15 protein-coding genes are annotated in these 18,030 nt (G+C 40.5%); 7 read left to right on the forward strand and 8 right to left on the reverse strand.

The window, feature by feature from the left end; translation table 11 throughout:
• Window positions 1–11 precede the first annotated feature (11 nt).
• From K3T81_RS04635 to K3T81_RS04655, 5 genes are all read right to left on the reverse strand, one after another.
• Window positions 12–1,499 (reverse strand): alpha-amylase family glycosyl hydrolase, encoded by a 1,488-nt coding sequence (locus K3T81_RS04635; RefSeq protein WP_238018547.1) that lies wholly within the window; start codon window positions 1,497–1,499, stop codon window positions 12–14.
• 258 nt (window positions 1,500–1,757) lie between these two features.
• Window positions 1,758–3,278, reverse strand: coding sequence for an MFS transporter (locus K3T81_RS04640; RefSeq protein ID WP_238018548.1), 1,521 nt, complete (start codon window positions 3,276–3,278; stop codon window positions 1,758–1,760).
• A gap of 211 nt (window positions 3,279–3,489) precedes the next feature.
• Window positions 3,490–3,918, reverse strand: coding sequence for a MarR family winged helix-turn-helix transcriptional regulator (locus K3T81_RS04645; RefSeq protein ID WP_238018549.1), 429 nt, complete (start codon window positions 3,916–3,918; stop codon window positions 3,490–3,492).
• 74 nt (window positions 3,919–3,992) lie between these two features.
• On the reverse strand, window positions 3,993–4,733 hold the full coding sequence (map, locus tag K3T81_RS04650) for a type I methionyl aminopeptidase (protein ID WP_106896289.1): 741 nt from the start codon (window positions 4,731–4,733) through the stop codon (window positions 3,993–3,995).
• Window positions 4,734–5,027: 294 nt separating this feature from the next.
• Entirely contained in the window at window positions 5,028–5,396 is a 369-nt protein-coding gene (locus K3T81_RS04655; RefSeq protein WP_238018550.1) for a YisL family protein, read from the reverse strand.
• A 202-nt stretch (window positions 5,397–5,598) separates the two neighbouring features.
• On the opposite strand from K3T81_RS04655, the gene K3T81_RS04660 reads away from it, so the two are divergent.
• Window positions 5,599–6,792: an ornithine--oxo-acid transaminase gene (locus K3T81_RS04660; RefSeq protein ID WP_106896287.1), complete on the forward strand. Its 1,194-nt coding sequence runs from the start codon at window positions 5,599–5,601 to the stop codon at window positions 6,790–6,792.
• A 435-nt stretch (window positions 6,793–7,227) separates the two neighbouring features.
• Here the strand turns inward: K3T81_RS04660 and K3T81_RS04665 are convergent, their stop codons facing one another.
• Window positions 7,228–8,406 carry a DUF418 domain-containing protein gene (locus K3T81_RS04665; protein ID WP_238018551.1) on the reverse strand — a complete coding sequence of 393 codons (1,179 nt, stop codon included), beginning with the start codon at window positions 8,404–8,406 and terminating at the stop codon, window positions 7,228–7,230.
• Between the two features lie 161 nt (window positions 8,407–8,567).
• Between K3T81_RS04665 and K3T81_RS04670 the strand changes: the two genes are divergently transcribed.
• From K3T81_RS04670 to K3T81_RS04695, 6 genes are all read left to right on the forward strand, one after another.
• Window positions 8,568–8,783: a spore germination protein gene (locus K3T81_RS04670; RefSeq protein WP_036573977.1), complete on the forward strand. Its 216-nt coding sequence runs from the start codon at window positions 8,568–8,570 to the stop codon at window positions 8,781–8,783.
• Window positions 8,784–8,797: 14 nt separating this feature from the next.
• Window positions 8,798–9,016, forward strand: coding sequence for a spore germination protein GerPB (locus K3T81_RS04675; protein ID WP_106896285.1), 219 nt, complete (start codon window positions 8,798–8,800; stop codon window positions 9,014–9,016).
• A gap of 75 nt (window positions 9,017–9,091) precedes the next feature.
• Window positions 9,092–9,649 carry a spore germination protein GerPC gene (gerPC, locus tag K3T81_RS04680; RefSeq protein WP_238018552.1) on the forward strand — a complete coding sequence of 186 codons (558 nt, stop codon included), beginning with the start codon at window positions 9,092–9,094 and terminating at the stop codon, window positions 9,647–9,649.
• Window positions 9,650–9,662: 13 nt separating this feature from the next.
• Window positions 9,663–9,839 carry a hypothetical protein gene (locus K3T81_RS04685; RefSeq protein WP_058951230.1) on the forward strand — a complete coding sequence of 59 codons (177 nt, stop codon included), beginning with the start codon at window positions 9,663–9,665 and terminating at the stop codon, window positions 9,837–9,839.
• Between the two features lie 167 nt (window positions 9,840–10,006).
• The gene (locus K3T81_RS04690) at window positions 10,007–10,375 is read left to right on the forward strand and encodes a spore germination protein GerPE (RefSeq protein WP_238018556.1); all 369 of its coding nucleotides are present in this window, start codon (window positions 10,007–10,009) and stop codon (window positions 10,373–10,375) included.
• Between the two features lie 90 nt (window positions 10,376–10,465).
• Window positions 10,466–10,684: a spore germination protein gene (locus K3T81_RS04695; protein WP_106896281.1), complete on the forward strand. Its 219-nt coding sequence runs from the start codon at window positions 10,466–10,468 to the stop codon at window positions 10,682–10,684.
• A gap of 72 nt (window positions 10,685–10,756) precedes the next feature.
• On the opposite strand, the gene addA is transcribed toward K3T81_RS04695, so the two are convergent.
• Together addA and addB are read right to left on the reverse strand one after the other, a co-directional pair.
• Window positions 10,757–14,491, reverse strand: coding sequence for a helicase-exonuclease AddAB subunit AddA (gene addA, locus K3T81_RS04700; RefSeq protein ID WP_238018559.1), 3,735 nt, complete (start codon window positions 14,489–14,491; stop codon window positions 10,757–10,759).
• Between the two features lies 1 nt (window position 14,492).
• On the reverse strand, window positions 14,493–17,999 hold the full coding sequence (gene addB, locus K3T81_RS04705) for a helicase-exonuclease AddAB subunit AddB (RefSeq protein WP_238018561.1): 3,507 nt from the start codon (window positions 17,997–17,999) through the stop codon (window positions 14,493–14,495).
• Window positions 18,000–18,030 lie beyond the last annotated feature (31 nt).

The following is an 18,030-nucleotide window of genomic DNA, read 5'->3' on the forward strand; positions in this document are numbered from 1 at the left end:
AGGGTGTTTATTTAGACGCTTTTTCTTTTTTGCTTTCTGCTAAGTATTACTATTCCTACTATAAATACGATAAATACAGCTACGACAAAGCCGATAAACAACCAATTATAACCCGTATCCTCTTGGACGATATACACCTCAGCACTCTCTCTAGAAAGTCCTACCTTAAATCCGCCATCATCTCCTACACGCACTGTATCATCATGGAGATAACCTCTTAGCTGCTTGTCCTGATTAATGTCTGTTAATGTTATAGCCTCTGTCTCTTCCCCATTATTAATCGCAATATAAGCAGTTTGATTATCATAACTCCTTTTAAAAATACTCATTGCACCACTCGACCCAACCAACTCAAAGTCACCATGGGAAAATACAGGGAATTGCTTTTTCAGTGACGAGATACGGTTATGAAACTCCGTTAAGTCAGGATCCCCGCTATTAAACTTCACCATTTCCTGAACTTCTTCAGTACTTGACCCATACATAGGTAATTCAGATCCCTGAAATAGCGATGGTGTGCCTGGTGTCATATACATATATGTTAGAACAAGCGACCAAGTCGTTAAGGCATTTCGCCCATTTTCCGAAAATACCTGTGTAAAACGTTTTGTTGATTGATCATCTACGTAGACGAGTCCAATATCGCTTCCCTCTTGCTGTTCATATATATCATCTACTGCATTTCCAGGTTCAGAAAAAGTTGATACAATCGCAGCTCTTAACGAAGGATCATCCCATTTCTGTATACCTGTGCCTTGTGGCAGATCTGCGGTTGCTATATCGTTGTTTAGTACATCACCTAGTAAGTACATATTTTCATCAATTTCTTTCATTGCTTTCGTAAATTTTTCTAGGAAATTTTGGGATGCTTGATCAGCAGCGTGTAGCTTTAAGCCATCTATTCCTGTTTCATTAACCCAGAAACTTGCTGCATCAATAAGCATCTCCTCTACCTTAGGGTTTTCCTGATTAAGCGAGACAACATTATCCCCCCATGGTGTGTCAGGAGCCTGGTCGTCTTTTATCCAATCCTGTTTCTCAGGATCTTCTACAAGAGGATGGCTTGTTGCTACATAATTCGTGACATACTCCATTACAACCTTAATGTCTCTTTCATGTGCCTCTGATACGAGCTTCTGAATATCTTCCATCGTTCCAAATTGGGAATCCACAGCATAAAAATCCTCCACCCAATAGCCATGATATCCATCTGGTGCGTTTTCCATTAATGGAGATAATACAAGCGTTGTATAACCCAATTCTTCATATGTATCCAATTTATCGATTATCCCCTGTATGTCTCCTCCCTGATATGCATGAGGATCTTCTCGTCTAACCTGCTCATCATTATCGGCATCTCCGTTATTATAACGATCAACTAGAATCGAATATATAATGTCCCCATCCAACTCCCGATCCACCTTATCAGCTGATATCGAGATAGGGGAGCCGATCGATAGAACTACCATACCCAACAACAAACCTATAATTTTTTTCATATTATTACTTCCTCCAACATAGCTTTTCTCTTGTCCTATTATTCGCTATTTAAGCAAATAGTCAATGCTTGACTCCTGATTGTTAAAAATAATTCATGAATAAAGGATGGAAAGTGAACAGCGATTGTATAGGATTCGCCTATTCACAATTCACCCTTCTATATGATGAATGCAAAAAAAATCGCCTAAAACCTAAGCATTTTAAGGTTTAAAGACGATTCTATAATTTGAGTCGTGAAAAATGTTAACGGCCATCGTTTACTCACTCTGAAGCATTTGTTTTTCCTTCTTAACGAGTGTTCTCCCTTTCCCCGTGATCATTTTTGCTCCTGATGCGATAAGCATAATGATTCCGAGAATGAGTAAAAGTGTAAACAGGTCATGGTAAGCACCAAGTATGGCAGATTTTTTAAAGCCCACTTCCAACTGCCTGGACGAATCTTCCGCGTTTAAATTCCCTTTAATTTCTTGATAATGGATTGTGTTCTGTCTAAGCAAGAGCCAGCCAATAAATGGTGAAAGCGTCGCACCTATAAAATTGCGAATAGAGTGCAATGTAGCAGACCGATGGGATGCTTTATGGATATCGCCTGCTAAAGCCGTTCCCAAAGCCCCTGATACAAGAACCATACTTACTCCACATCCAAGACATGCGATTTGAAAATATAAGAATGGCAGAGAAATGTCTGTCCCAATCACTCGCCATTGGAAGCTCACATATATCACCACAAGAGATCCTAAAATTCCTAAAACCCCCGCCCCGAATTTATCAAAGAGCAACGTTTTAAGAATAGCACTTCCTATAATGCCAACAAGGAACCAAAAATAAAAATAAGTTAGATTCAAGTATGAAAGATCCATATTATTAAGCAGAAAACCATTGATACCAGCAATAGCAATGATTAGAGAAGAATGGGAAACGACAGCCATGATTGTTCCGGAGACAGGCTTTGCAGACTTTAATGATCGAAAAGGAACCAATGGTGTTTCTGCTTTTAGGTCGACATAAATAAACAGGCCTAGCAATAAGATTGCGATACTAAGAAATGGCCATACGTAAATGGATGAAAATCCGCTATGAGTCAAATTACACAATGGCACTGCGAGTGCCAGAATGGTGGAACAAAGCAGCACTACTGCTCTTTTATCCAATGGGCTTTGTTCCTGTACTTGCTCTTCTTGTCTCGGCAATCGGAAATAACCAATGATGAAGCATAGCAGGGATGCAATGACATTTAGTAAAAACAGCCATCTCCATGCATCTGTGTACAAAGATAACGAACCGCATAGTGCTCCGAGAGCGCTAGCACCGAATAATCCAGTGATAATCATAAATAGAAATAGGTTTCTTATTTTATTCGGAAACGATCGTAAACTAACTGGTAGGATTGTTAAAAATAAAATCCCTGATCCAATTCCCTGAATTACCCGACCTATACTCAACGTCACAATTCCTGTAGACATCATATCAATAACCGAACCACATAAGAATACTAGAGTGAACAGTAGATAATTTTTACGTAGCCCTAATTTTCTGGTAAGAGCAGGACCTAGTGGTACACCGAGTGCAAATGCCAGGTTTGACAAAATGGAGGGTAAAAGTAAATGATCTGAACTTATGTGTAGACCACTTTGAATTACTCCCTGATTTAAAACATAGGAAAGATTAGAAAAATACTGCGCTCCTATTGCGAATATCGTAAGGAAAGAGATAACCAAATATTGAGGTATCGCAGTTTTACCTTTCACTGATTTTACTGTATGAATCTGTTGACTCATCTATTTTCCTCCCATGAATTACAAGAAACATTGATTCCTAGTAAATTAATTTGTATTAAGCAAGTTGTATTATACAATAAATAAATCAAAAAAAATATAGCTTAACCAACTTTTCTTCATCCTACCCAACGAAAGGTATATTTGTCAGAATAATAAAGAAGCATGATTATTCGCTCTTGAACAATCATGCTCAAATATCTGTTAAAAAAAATTATTTCTTCCAACTTTTAAAAGACTGATTAAGGCGCTCCAAGTTCATTTCCAATTGTTCGAGTTCCTCTTTAGACCACCCTTTAAGAATCTCATCATAGCCGGTAGCACGCGCCTCCTGTACCTTACGTAATGCGGCTTTTCCTTCTTCAGTAATTTGCAAAAGGCTAATGCGTCGATTCTTAGGATCTGCATGTCTGGTAATATATGCTTTCGCTTCCAGATTACTGACCTGTCGACTAGCGGTGGAAATGCTTACCATTAATTGTTCAGCCAGTTCATTGATTCCTAAAGGCCCGCTTTTTTGCAATTCATACAATATAAGGTATTCAGAACGGTCCAGACTACCCAACTTCGGGCTATGAGCTGTTGTAAGACGGACTAATAAGGCAACTTGATATTCAATACTTTGGAGTGAGTCGTGTTTCAAAATATCCCCCCTCAGTTAATATTGGTTATTCTTTATATTAGAAATAGCCGTGGTTCAGTGCGGTTTTAATATTCTTATAAGGTAGTAATAATCGGGCCTTCCTTTGTTAAAATAATCGTATGTTCATATTGTGCCACAAAGCTTTCATCAGTTAGATAGGTCCAATCATCATCAGATTGGTAAACTTCCTCTTCCAATGTAGAGATAAAGGGCTCAAATGCAATTACCATACCCTCTTTTAAAATTTCGTCGTCCCAACGAGAGTAGTAATTGAAAATATGGTCTGGTGCTTCATGTATTGAACGCCCAATGCCGTGTCCAGTAAGATTTTTTATTACAGTTAAACCATGCTGTTTTGCTACATTGTGTGTAGCTTTTCCGAGCGCGCTTTTTTTCGATCCTGGCTTTGCCTTTTTAAGTCCAGCGTCGAAAGCTTCTTTTGCAACGTCACATATTTTCTGTAAAATCACCTCTCCATTCCCAACCACAAAGGAAATCCCGGTGTCGGCGAAATATCCATTTTTCGAACCAGAAACATCAACATTTACAAGGTCCCCTTCTTGAATGATCCGTTCCCCGGGGATACCGTGCGCCACTTCTGCATTTACGCTAATGCATGTATGTCCAGGAAAATCGTATTCTCCCTTTGGTGCAGAATTAGCTCCTGTTTTTTCGAACATTCTCTCAGCAATTGCATCAAGCTCTTTTGTCGTTACGCCTGGTTTGGTGCAACGGACTAACTCATCTCGAATTGCTCCACAAATCTTCCCTATTTCTTTTAATCCATTAAAATCCTCTTCAGTCTTTGCTATCATCGTGAGTCCTCACTTTTTTTACATTATTTTATGAATATCATTCCAATTAAATTCTAGCATAAACAGCATGGTATTTACTTCAAAATAGCTTATTTGTTTAACATAACAAAACGCAAGCGCCTGTTTAGAGACTTACGGACTACGTCTTGCCATGCCAGATGCCAGGTGGCTCCATGTTGGGACTGCGCCCTACCAAAATCCCTGCCACGCAAAGTGGCGATTTTAATGGAGCCTCCCTTTAAAGAAAAAAAGCTGTCCTTTGTCTTAAACAAAGAACAGCTTTAACTGCTTTTCTTATGGAAGAATTCCTAATGGCAAACGTCCAAAACCAAGAATTAAGGTAATAAGTAGGGCGATAACTAATTGAATCCATGCCCCTTTTGCCGGTTTTGCTTTGGAGGTTTTTACAAGAATTAACTCCATAGCAACGATTACCCAAAGGCCAGCTACTCCTTTTACAATCGCTTCGGGTAGCATGTCACCTCCACCAAAGTACGTTGCTAGTAGATCCCCACCTGTGTAAAGAATAAATAAGTAATCTAAGCGTAATATCATGTGAAGAATTTTTCCGGGTTTTGCCTTTCCTTGCTTGTACATAATTAATGTAACAATTAGTAAGATTAGCGCTAATGCCCATGCAGTTATATGCATATGCGTTGTCATGCAAACACTCCTTCCACTTTCATCCAACTTAAGTTTAGCTACCGCTATCATATCATGTAAGGGAGAAAGTTTCATTTAAAAAGGATTTACATCTCTCCTAACTGGGAACAGAGATTTTATAGAACATTTTAAACTGTAAGTAAAATACTGAAAAAACTGGTATACTTAGTTTGAATTGGACTTTTACAGGGAGGGCTAGAAAATGAAGAACAGTCAAGAAATAATTGATCAAACACAGGAGTATGGTGCGAAAAATTACCACCCGCTTCCTGTTGTTATTTCCCATGCTGAAGGTGTCTGGGTGGAAGATCCAGAAGGAAATCGTTATATGGACATGCTGAGCGCATACTCTGCCGTCAATCAAGGTCATCGTCACCCTAAAATTATTGAAGCGTTGAAACAGCAGGCTGACTCTGTTACGTTAACATCTCGCGCTTTTCATAATGATCAGCTTGGCCCGTGGTATGAGAAAATCTGTAAACTAACAAATAAAGAGGCAGCATTACCAATGAATACAGGCGCAGAAGCTGTAGAAACAGCAATCAAAACTGCTAGACGATGGGCCTACGATGTAAAAGGTGTATCAGAGGATAAAGCTGAGATTATTGCCTGTGAAGGAAATTTCCACGGCAGAACAATGACAGCGGTCTCACTATCATCTGAGGCAGAGTATAAACGTGGTTTTGGACCAATGCTTCCCGGTATAAAAATTATACCTTACGGAGACATTGAGGCGTTAAAGTCTGCAATCAATGAAAATACTGCTGGATTCTTGTTTGAGCCTATTCAGGGGGAAGCGGGTATTGTAATGCCTCCGGAAGGATTTTTAAAGGAAGCATTTGAGGTATGTAAGGAAAACAATGTCCTTTATATTGCCGATGAAATCCAAGCTGGTCTTGGAAGAAGTGGTAAACTATTTGCTTGTGACTGGGAAGATGTGACACCTGATATTTTAATCCTTGGAAAAGCACTTGGTGGCGGAGTATTTCCAATATCTTGTATTGTGGCCGATAAGGACATTCTTGGCGTATTTAATCCTGGATCCCATGGTTCTACATTTGGAGGAAATCCTTTAGCCTGTGCTGTGTCTATTGCCTCCCTGGAAGTATTGGAGGAAGAGAATTTGGCAGGACGTTCTCTTGAACTAGGTAATTATATGATGGATGAACTGAAGTCGATCCAAAATCCAATAATTAAAGAAGTACGTGGTAAAGGATTATTTATTGGGGTGGAACTGGCTGAATCAGCACGCCCTTACTGTGAACAGCTAAAAGAGAAAGGCTTATTATGTAAAGAAACACATGAGAATGTGATTCGTTTTGCCCCACCTCTTACCATTAAAAAGGAAGATTTAGACTGGGCAATTGGCCATATTAAAGAAGTACTGAAAGCATAATCAGTAGAGAAGAAACGGTCGAGTGTTAGAATATTGAGGGGCTGGGACATAAAATCTCAGCCCTCTTTAAATCGCAAAAGATAAATTAAGAAAAAAGACTGTTTAATCACCGCTACGGAAAACTCCGCTTTCCGTGGGCACGGCCTTAGTCTCCTCAGAAGCAAAAATCGCTTCTTGCGGGCCTTCGGACTCGCGCTGTTCCCACTGGACAAGTAAGGCTTCGGCAGCAATTCATCGCACGCAGAAAATGCGAATGCATTTTCAAGGAGTCTACGCTTTTTCCTTCGCTAAAGTGTGATCAAGATACAAAAGGATTAGGGAGTATCTGGAAGTATTCAATTTTTTCTACAATACTTTATTTGAACGTACGGTTTTTCTTGTTTAATATTATTATCCCCCCTCTTCTTTTTCATATAATTCTTCTCTCTGCCCCTCTTACACCTCTTGTTCTGTTCGACGTAACTTCTGGATTCTTTTATAGGTTATGCTGCGCCAAAGCCACTCAAGAGGACCGAATCGATAGTGTGTGAGCCACCTTCTACTAAAGGCCGCCTGCATACTATAAACGACCAGGACCATAAGCATTAATCCCACTGGGGTCATGGCTCCGTATAATCTGAAGAGATAGAATACAAGGAAGCAGACGAGGGACTGCGTTATGTAATTGGAAAGTGCCATACGTCCGACGTATCGAAAAGGCAAGAGAAGCTTTTTTGCCCCTTCCATTTGAGAAAGAAAGGTTATAGAAATAATGTAAAACAGGGCAGAAAACGCACCACCAATATTATCCTGTATCATGGAAAACCAAGCTGGATTACCAAATAAATATGGCCCCGCTTTTATGCCAGCGAACAGGAGAAGTGAAACAAACCATAGCCTACGCAATGTTGCTTGATGTTTTTTTGGTTCATGTAACCACCGTTGTTTGGCGATGTACATGCCAACTAAAAACAAAGGCAACAGTGTTCCTATTAATAATAGATAACTTATCCCCTCGTTTGCATAAAGCCAATCTACATAATTTTGTTCCCATACTTTAATGAGATTGCCACTTTGGTAGTTGGAAAGTGCCTGTTCTGCAGCAAAAAGATTAGGTTGTCCGATATATTCACGGAATTGGTATAAGGAAATGCTAAGCAGTCCAACTGTCATGCCCATTAGAAGGAATGCCCAACTCAGCATTGTCCTCCCCCTTACGTTTAAAAAAGCTAAAAGCAGCAAACCAATTAATCCATAGGTGAGCAAAATATCTCCATGCCATATTAGAAATGCGTGGACGAGACCAAAGCAAATAAGTGCTCCTAGCCTTCTACCTAGTATTGGAAATACCGATAATGATTTCATCTCAAGTCTTTCCTTCATGAGCTGAATTCCAAAGCCAAACAATAAAGAGAATAATGTATAAAAGCTTGCTTGAAAAAAGATATCTATTATAAGCCTTAATGTGTGATCAATTGAAGATGTCCATGCTGTCTCTTCTCCCCCATATAGAAAATAAGGAGCATTAAATGCGCCAATATTTACGACAAATATACCGAATATGGCGAACCCTCTTGCTTCATCAATCCATTGTAATCTACTTGTTTCCTTTAGAGGAGATGGATATTGTGCCATTTTTCTATCCCTTCTTTCCTTTGTGTACTTTTTATTATAGCGTGTGTTCAAAAGGAGGATATAAAGGACAACCTCTTATATAAGAATACTCCACTGGGGCCTTATATTCCTTCAACATTTTCAAGAAATAGGCATAACCTAAAGAGAAAGGAGGAGATCATATGCCAGCAAAGGTGGGTGCAGTGAAAGTCATTAACGTTTCTTCATCCGGTATTTTCAATATCGGTGATGTCTATTCAATGAATCCTGAGAGTAGTGCAAAAACCTATGCCGGCGGTGGCTCCTTCAATTCAGGCGACGGAATTCGAGTGAATCTAGCTAATTCAACTACCTACGTCTATGATCCAGACCAAGTAGACCAATCCATTACTTCTTAAATGGGGGAGCTATAATGAATATAACGGTACATCAATCGATTAGTATTTATATGATAAAAGTAGGTGTCGTGACGAATTCATCTGTCTTGCAAATTGGCAGTACCGGGAGCTTTCAGACCCACTCAGCCGTCTATAATACTGGTGGATTTACTAAAGTGGCCGAAGAAGCGGAAGCAATAGGTGCAGTGGAAGAATCGCAGCAATCCGGTCCAATCATCCCACTGTCTGATTAGCATGCACGACTCCCCCTTTCTTGCATAAACTGATTCTAGGCATTCGTCTATAACCAGGCTAAGGAGGGACGCCCTGTGAATGGCTCAGATTGGACTACGTATCTTAATAATCTTAGTGGTTATGTACAAGAGCAGGATAAAAAAATTCAGGAGCTCACCCAAAAGCTAGAGCAGTTGCAATCAAACCTGAACGAACAAAAGACAAATCGAATTGAAAAAATTGAATATAAATTTGATCAGTTAAAAATAGAAAACTTAAATGGGACGCTCCATATTGGCATGTCTCCACAGGATATGGAAGATTTCAGCATGCCTGATCAGTCGTTACCACAAGTCACACAACCTTTCAAACAACAGTTAGTTTCTGAACTGTCCAACTTTGTTGAACAGGAAGGGCCTGCACTCATTCGCAATCTTTCCGAAGAATATGATAGAAAAATAGATAAGCCCTATCAAGGTATTTTGCTAGAGGATATCATAAAGCAGCTCCCGAGTCGAATTGCCTTTTATGAAAAGAAGGCTGCAGATGAAAAGATCGGAGCCAACGATTCCGCTTTGCGGGAATATATAAGTAGCCACATCAAAGAAGAAATTCACCACTCTCTAACTGTATACATGCAATCATCAGATTAAAGGAGGAAAAGACATGATATTTGAAGTGCATAATTGGGGGCTAAATGTCGGGAACATAGAATTAGAAAATGTTTCGGCTTCATCTGTTTTTTTGATTGGTGACAGTGAAGCAATGACAATGAATTCTTTCTTCGACACTCCTCCTGAGTCCTACACAGTTGGGAACATTGTACCGTTATCCGGGGTATAAAGTGAAACTTCATTTGGGGTGGTTTCCCTACTAACTGCACCAAATGGTAGCTAAACGAATCGGACCTTTCTTGGCAGTTGATCCCCCATTTTGGATTCTTGATTTCCCTTTCATTCTCGAAGTGGAGGTCTTACTGCCAGTTTAGGCGGGATAAAGGAGAAAAAATCATGAACAGGAGGATCGCTTCTGTCAATCAAATACAGGTGAATACCGTAAACTTCAGTGGAATTCTTTCGATTGGAGACACTGAAAACTCAAAGCAAATATCTAGAGGGATTGCTTTACAAAAGGAAGGTTCCTATTTTACTAAAAAGGATGAGCTATTCTTCGAAGATTTCCCTCTTTTTAAAATGGAACCTAAAATTGTATCAAATAATAACAACGTGCAAATGAGAACATACCAACATGACGAGAATATACATGTTCAACGTGTCAAAGTCGTTGGGGTAACTACTTCTTCTATTATGCAAATTGGCAGTTTACGCCACTTAGAAGCAGTTGCCTGGTTAAAGCACTTTCGTAAACTTATGGATTAGTTATTTTACAAAATTTCATTTAAACAGGTTGCATTTTTAACATGGTTGCATAGACTGTCTTAAGCAATTTTTTAAATAGTAGGTGTTGATATGCCATCAATTGTCGGACCACTAAAAATCAACAGTATCAGCGGCGGAGTTGTGAATTTTGGTGATGCATTTTACCTCTCTCCGAAAAGCACGTCAAAGACAAACTCCGGTTCTGGGTCACTAAATACAGGTGACTTTATTTGTACGAATAACGGTGTAAGTTCTACTAATCCATTTGACCCTGATGTTAACGACCAAAACGTCACTGCAAATGCATAAAAACAGGAGAACCTCTTTGAGATTCTCCTGTTCCTTCCTCATATTATGCTCTAGCCACTAAAAACTAGGCGTTTAGCTTTTTTCTTCTATAGGTACTTTTATCAATTGCTGTTTGGAAAAGAAATAGAGGTATGTTTCCTTTACAGGTTTTTTCCAAATCTTCTCTATGGCATGTCGATAAAGTTTTAATTGGGTGCTATACCGATTAATCAACTTTTGTTTCATCTTATCAGTCATCTCACCATGAATGGCATCTGATTTATAATCCAAAATAATCCAACCATCCTCAAATGGGACTAGACAGTCAATCACACCTTGCACTAAAACTCTCTCCTCTATAGGATTCTCCCAATTGGCATATACTTCACTTGTCGGGAGAGACAAGCTAAAGGGGACCTCTCTTCTTACCATAGGTGCTTCCATCATAAAGCGCGCAATATCCGTTTGGAGGAAATGTTCAATAGCAGTCTTGTCCACTATATACGCCTCATCACGTGTCAGCTTTTCTCTCTCAACCAATTCTTCAATAAATGATTCTATCTCCAAGCGGTTTAAGGCTTTTGTTAAAGGGATATGTTGCATTACAGTATGTAACACTGTCCCTTTTTCAGCTGCAGTGACGGTTTTCTCTTTTTGCATAAAAAGTGGCCGTTTTGCAATCGGTGCTTTAAATGGTGTAACAAGCTGGTCTGCGCTATATTCATCCTTCAGCTCCCGCTGTCTTTTTATTTCCGTGACGGACTGTTTTGCCCTTGATTTTGAAGCCTCTATATAAGGATATTGAAAGGATAGTCGCTCATCAACTGTAACAGCTAATTGCTCATCATCGACTTTTACAGGTTGCCATGCTTCCAGATTTTCACGCAATGAGAGCTCTGTTTCGTCATTCGTTTCATCGAGGTTGGCTAATTCACTACCATGTACTACATGTACATTCCAGCTGGAAGGATCAACACGTATTTCATCAAGTACGGCATCCTGTAGTTCTTCTTCTCGCAATATCTCTGTTGTTTGATGACGGATTAGTGCAGGCCCCACCCAGTCTAGATAGGTTTTGGATTCCATACGATAATGTGCGGGCAGCACCCATTCCGAATGGTCAAGCATCTTCTCCCACTTCTGTCGCTTTTTCTCGAAGGAAGCAACATTCCCTATCATGACAAGTTTTTCTTTCGCACGGGTTAGGGCAACATAGAGGACCCGCATTTCTTCTGCAAGCAACTCACGAAGTTTTTCCTGCTTTAAGGCCTGAAAAAACAATGTCGGATATGTGATACGTTTCACAGGATCAATATATTTACTAGCAAAACCAAGATCTTTATGCAGCAAGTACTTTTGGTTTAAATCCATTAAGTTAAATTGCTTGTCCATTGCACCAAGGATTACAACAGGAAATTCAAGCCCCTTACTCTTATGGATGGTCATAATTCGAACAACATCCTCCTGTTCACTTAATGCACGAGCTGCTCCAAGGTCATCTCCTCGCTCTTCCATACGCTCAATAAAACGTAAAAAGCGGAACAAACCACGAAAAGAGGTATTTTCATAGGACCTTGCCCTGTCATACAACGCTCTTAAATTAGCTTGACGTTGTCTTCCACCAGGCATCCCACCAACAAAGTCATAATAGCCAGTTTCCCGGAAAATATCCCAAATTAAATCGGATAACGCCCCTTGGCTTGCGGCCATACGGAAAGCATTTAATTTAATTAAAAACTGTTCTAACTTATCAGCAACAGGTCCTGTTTGTTCCTTTTTGAATTGCATTAAGGCTTCATAAAAACCCTTGTTTCGGCCAGCGAGCCGAATGGAGGCTAGATCATCTTCCGTTAAGCCAACAATTGGTGACCGAAGGACGGATGCAAGGGGAATATCCTGTCTTGGATTATCAATCACTTTTAATAAACTGATCATTATTTTCACTTCAATGGCCTCAAAATATCCAGTTGAGATTTCGGCATATACGGGGATCCCTTGCTTTTTTAACTCATCGGCAATCGTTGGAGCCCATGTCATGGATCGCATTAGTATTACGACATCACGATACTGCATATCCCGCTGTGTCTGGGTTGCCTTGTCAACTATTTGTAATGGATCCGCGTCCTTCTGCCCGATCCAGCCTTTTATTTTCTCAGCATAGGCTCTTGCTTCAATTTGGGCCTTTTCCAAATCACGATAATCCTCTGCTCCACTATCGTCCTCTTTTTCCTCTTCTGTTTCTCGATCGATGATAAGCAGTTCTGGTGCTGGTTCCGTGTGCGGCAACGTGTCATACATTTTATTCCCATAGATTAGTTCAGCGTTTTGGTCATAATCTACCTCTCCCACTGTTTCATCAAGGATCTGTCGGAAGATATAGTTTGCTCCAACCAAAACATCCTCTCTACTTCGGAAATTGCTTGCAAGGTCGATACGCTGTCCCTGCTCTTCATCCTTGGCAAAGCGTTTGTATTTTTCAATAAAGAGGGTCGGCTCTGCATGTCGGAAACGATAAATACTCTGTTTTACATCTCCTACCATAAACATATTCCCTGGTCCAGTTTGATCACTGAGCAGACGCAAGAGTGTTTCTTGTACTAAGTTTGTGTCTTGGTATTCGTCTACTAGTAGTTCACTAAACTTCTTCTGAAACTGTATGGCGACCTGGGAAGGTACTGGTTCTTCCTGGGTTGTTGGTTCTTCCATAAGCAATTGCAGACAAAAATGTTCCAGATCTGAAAAGTCTACAATAGCTTTTTCTCTTTTCTGTTTAGCGAATTCTTCTTTGAACGCTTTTACCAACTCTGTTAGCTTTCTGATCACAGGGGCAAGTTCCCTCATGTCCTCTACATGACTTTCGAGATTACGGCTAAACCACCCCTGCTTCATATCATTCCAACGTTTTTTGTAGCTATCGCGTAACGCTTTAACCTTCTTTTTCTTCGTTTCATTACAATCCATCTTCTTTGAGGAGAGTTTGGCAAAAGTGCTTTTCACCATATACTCTTGAAGCATATTCCAGTCCTCTAGATGAGCCTTCGCTTCTTGTAATCCTGTTAAATCTAACTCAATGGTTTCTGCATATTGGTATGGCCCATCACTTTCTTTTGTCATATCCATAGCCAGTTGCATTTCTTCTTCCATTGCAGTAAATTGGCTACGTACCTCCCGTTTCATAATGGTTAGCCAAGAAAGGGTATTTTCCTCCCAAGTTTCAGAGACAGCATAGGTGTCAGCAAGCTCGTCTAGCCACTTGTCAGGGTTTGGATTTTGCACGGCGAAGGTATACAGGTTTAAAATCAAATCCTCCACCTCTGCATCACTGCGGTCATTGGAAAATCGATCGACGACAGAAAAGAAAGCTGCTTGTTCACTTCCCTCCTCGCCGTACCATTGTTCAAATAAGTCATCCATTACTTCCTGCTTAATTAAATCTGCTTCCATATCGTTCGCAATTCGAAATGATGGATCGATATCAAGCAAGTACGCATACTGTCTCACCACATCTAAACAGAAAGAATGCAATGTGGAGATAGATGCTCGCTGTAGTAAGGAGACTTGTTTTTTTAAATGCTGAGAATGCGGCTCTTCGGCCAACGCCTTTTCTAAAGCCTCGCCAACTCGATTACGCATTTCTTGTGCTGCTGCATTGGTGAACGTCACAACAAGGAGAGAGTCAATGTCAACAGGATGCTGCTTATTTAATAACTTTTGGATAATCCGTTCTACGAGTACCGCTGTTTTCCCAGAACCGGCTGCTGCGGCAACAAGGACATCCTTCCCCCCTGTATAGATAGCCTCTTCCTGCTCTTTGGTCCATTTAACCATTCTACTTCCTCCTCCCTAAACGTGTGAGATCTTGCTGAATTTTCTCTAGTATTTCATCATCTTTCATATCTGATAATTTGCGATAATTATTTGTCTCTAATTGTGGATCAAACTGACAGACAGACTGAAAAGGACAGTACGTACACGCCACATTCTGTTTATGCTGGTATGGATTCAAGTGTACGCCACCTGCTGTCATATCGACTCCTGCCTGCATCATCAACTGGTGAATGTGCGACTGGAGACTGGAAAATGTTTCGTTATCAGCAATCTTTGAATAGTTATAAAAACCACCATTCTTTTTCATCCCAGCAGGTACAATTTGACTCGAACCAGAATCCAAGGACGTATCCATCATTTTAACAATTTCTTCATCCGACAAGAGTAAACCTTGCATTTTATATTTTTTAAAGAGTTCTTCTTGAATTGTTTCGTCGTGCAGTTTCTGATTCCCAGAAATCATTGGGTTATGAACATGGAAATAAAGCACCCCAGCAGGTGTTGCCTTTGACCCAAGCCATTGTTCCGAATGGGATAAAACCACATCTAGGTAAGCAAGCATTTGTAAGGCTAGGCCGTAATATACTTCAATTAGATTTAACCCTTTCGCACTGGATTTGTAATCGATAATTCGCAAGTATAGTTCTTGTTGATTTAATGCCTTGTCCACCCGGTCAATTCTTCCTCGGAGTTGTAACTCGTACCCATTCGGCAAGGGCAGATTAAGTGGCGGGAGTGTCTGGCCTGCACCAAATGCAAGTTCCAAACCTACTGGAGAAAAATTACTTTGTCTCGCTTGCTCACTTAACACAAAAGCTGCTCGTGCAATGACTTCCTGTAATTTTTGTTGAATATATTTATAACGATTGGAGCTATGCAATATTTGATGCTGTAAAATTGGCGCTAGATTAGTTACGGCCTTTTGTGCATAGGAATCGGTGTCCTGCTTAGACAACTGGGCAAAGTCTTTCCCTTCGGTCCGTATCCACTCCGTAATTGTTTTTAAAGCCTCATGGAAAAGCTGCCCAATATCAGGAGCATCCAGTTTATACGTTTTTCTTTCCACAAGCCCGAGACTATACTTGGCAAAATGCTGATAGGAACAGCGATAATAGGTTTCCAATCTAGACACACTTGCTTTTACCTGTTTCGGATAAAGCTCTTGCACTGTTTTAGAAGAAAGATCTAGTGGCCTATTCTCATAATATAAGCTTTGCAGTACATTATACGTTGTGCTGTATTTGTCATGATGGCTTACATACCAGTTCAACACATGCCACCACACAGGCTGTACCGGATAACCTTTGCGATTACGCGCAAGCTGGGCAGTTAATGCAGATCTTGTTTTCACAGGCGTTGTAATAAAGCGCTCTGCCTCCACAAGCTCCTCAGGATCCTGTAGTAACAGATGATCACAGCAAACTGGAAATAGATCCTCAATTCGTTTAATAAGCTGGGAGGGCATTTTTGACTTCCCTTCCCCATCACTAAGCGGATAACTTACATATAATTTGTCCTTTGCAGCTGTGAAGGCAATATACATATAAAACCAATCATCAAGTAATTGACGCTTACTTCCATCAGCGAGTTGTAGACCATGATTTGCAAGCAACTCCCTTTCCTGTTCACTAATCATGCCATCAGTTTGAGGCTTCATTGGCCAAACTCCCTCGTTCACGCCAAGTAAAAAGGTGCAGGAAATTCCGCTAATCCTCGAACGGTCTATCGTTCCCACGATGACATGATCAATCGTAGGGGGCACATGTGCAAAGGTTAGGGTCTCAAACCCTGCGTCCAGCGTTGCCCTGAATGTATCCAATGGCATGGTTTCATCTCCAGCCATTTCCACAATCTCATCTAGTAGCTGTAGTATCCCTGTCCAAACCTGATCTTGTTCGCGGCCCCTTTCAACATCTCCTTGCTCATCATATACATCTCGCATTTTCTCAAGTGTGGATGGGACCTTTATTTCCTCCAAGAAAGTGAAAAGGACTACCGCCCTCTCTCGTATGGTTGTTGCCTGTCTTATCGCTTCATCAAATGGCTGTAGAGCTTGTACCACCTGCTGGCGATATTTATTAACACGGGTTTGGACTGCCTTCTCTGTATCTGTCTGTGCTGTCTCATCAAATCCCCGGAAACGCTGGAACACCCACTCTTCCTTGCTCATCCAACGCTCTCTCGAACGAACGCCATATTCCAGTACATAGTTTTCAAGTTCATCAATTGCATCAGCTGTCAGAGGATATTCTGTATCGGTGGCAGGAATAAAGCCAGTCTTTAACACTCGGAAAATAGCATCGTATCGCCAATTTCCTTCTACCATATCTAAAACAGAGCGAATCAGTTCAATCAATGCATGATTTAACATCGTTCTTTTTTCATCAATAAATACAGGTATGTCATAATCACTAAATACCGTTTTAATCAAATCATGATATGTGTCTGTCTCACGCAGGAAAACAGCGAAGTCCTGATAGCGGTAGTTTTCTTCTCTTACAAGACGTATGATCTCCTGTGCTGCTCCCTCTACTTCAGCCCGTGGATGAACTGCTTCCCTAATTTTAATCGGAACGTCCCCATCGTAGCTGGGAGCTGGTCTAGTATCAAAATGACGTTCTAAATGGGCAAAATATGGCCGACTTTGAAATCTTCCATACTTCGGTTCTAACACAACCGTTTCTTCCTGAACAATTCCGTTCTCTTCTGCTATCTGCTTCACTACGTGATACGTTTCGGTCGTTTGATAGAACAAGCTTAGTTCTGAAATCTCCGTCTCCTCGGGATGGTCGACCGTTAGAGCAATGGTCACCCGTTTGCATTGCTTCATCAAAGCCTCAACGACCCTTAGTTCATTCGGAGTGAATTGGTGAAAGCCATCAATATAGATTTCCGCCTGCTTTAAAGAAGCCGCTTCATGAATTTTATCTGCTAGAAGCTGGAGCTGGTCTTCGCTGTCTATATAATTTTCTTGCAGTGCAGTAACTAATTTTTCATAAATATATTGAAGATCATCTAATTTGTTAACAAGTGCTTCTTCTCCGGGCTCTTTATGAACATATTGGTTGATGTCATCCATTTGCCGATGAAGGGATTCAGGGGTAATGTTATAACGCTTGAATTCCGTGATCATAACTTCCAGTTGTTTTAAAAAGCCCTGTTTTTCAATGGCCTTTTGAAAGACACGCCAATCCCCCTGTTTCTCCTCAATAATCTTACGCAGTATCATCTGAACTCCAACAGAACTAATAAATTGTCTAGTTCCGCCTCCCGTTTCTTGAAAAACACGCCAGGCTAGTCTAGAAAAGCTAGAAACCTGTGCGCGGATACTGCCAACCATCTCCTTATCATGAAATAACTCATATTCCTGCTGAAATGTCATTTGGTCTGGCACAATATAAAAAATAGGCGATCCCTGTGGGTCTTCCTGTAATTTCGCCTTTATCTCGTCTATCGTTCTACCACTTTTTCCTGTTCCCGCTCTTCCTGCTAAAAATCGGAGTCCCATAATTCTTCTCCCCCATTTTCTCTTTATTAGA

It is taken from the genome of Oceanobacillus jordanicus, from assembly GCF_022095695.1.
Classification (GTDB): domain Bacteria; phylum Bacillota; class Bacilli; order Bacillales; family Amphibacillaceae; genus Oceanobacillus_B; species Oceanobacillus_B jordanicus.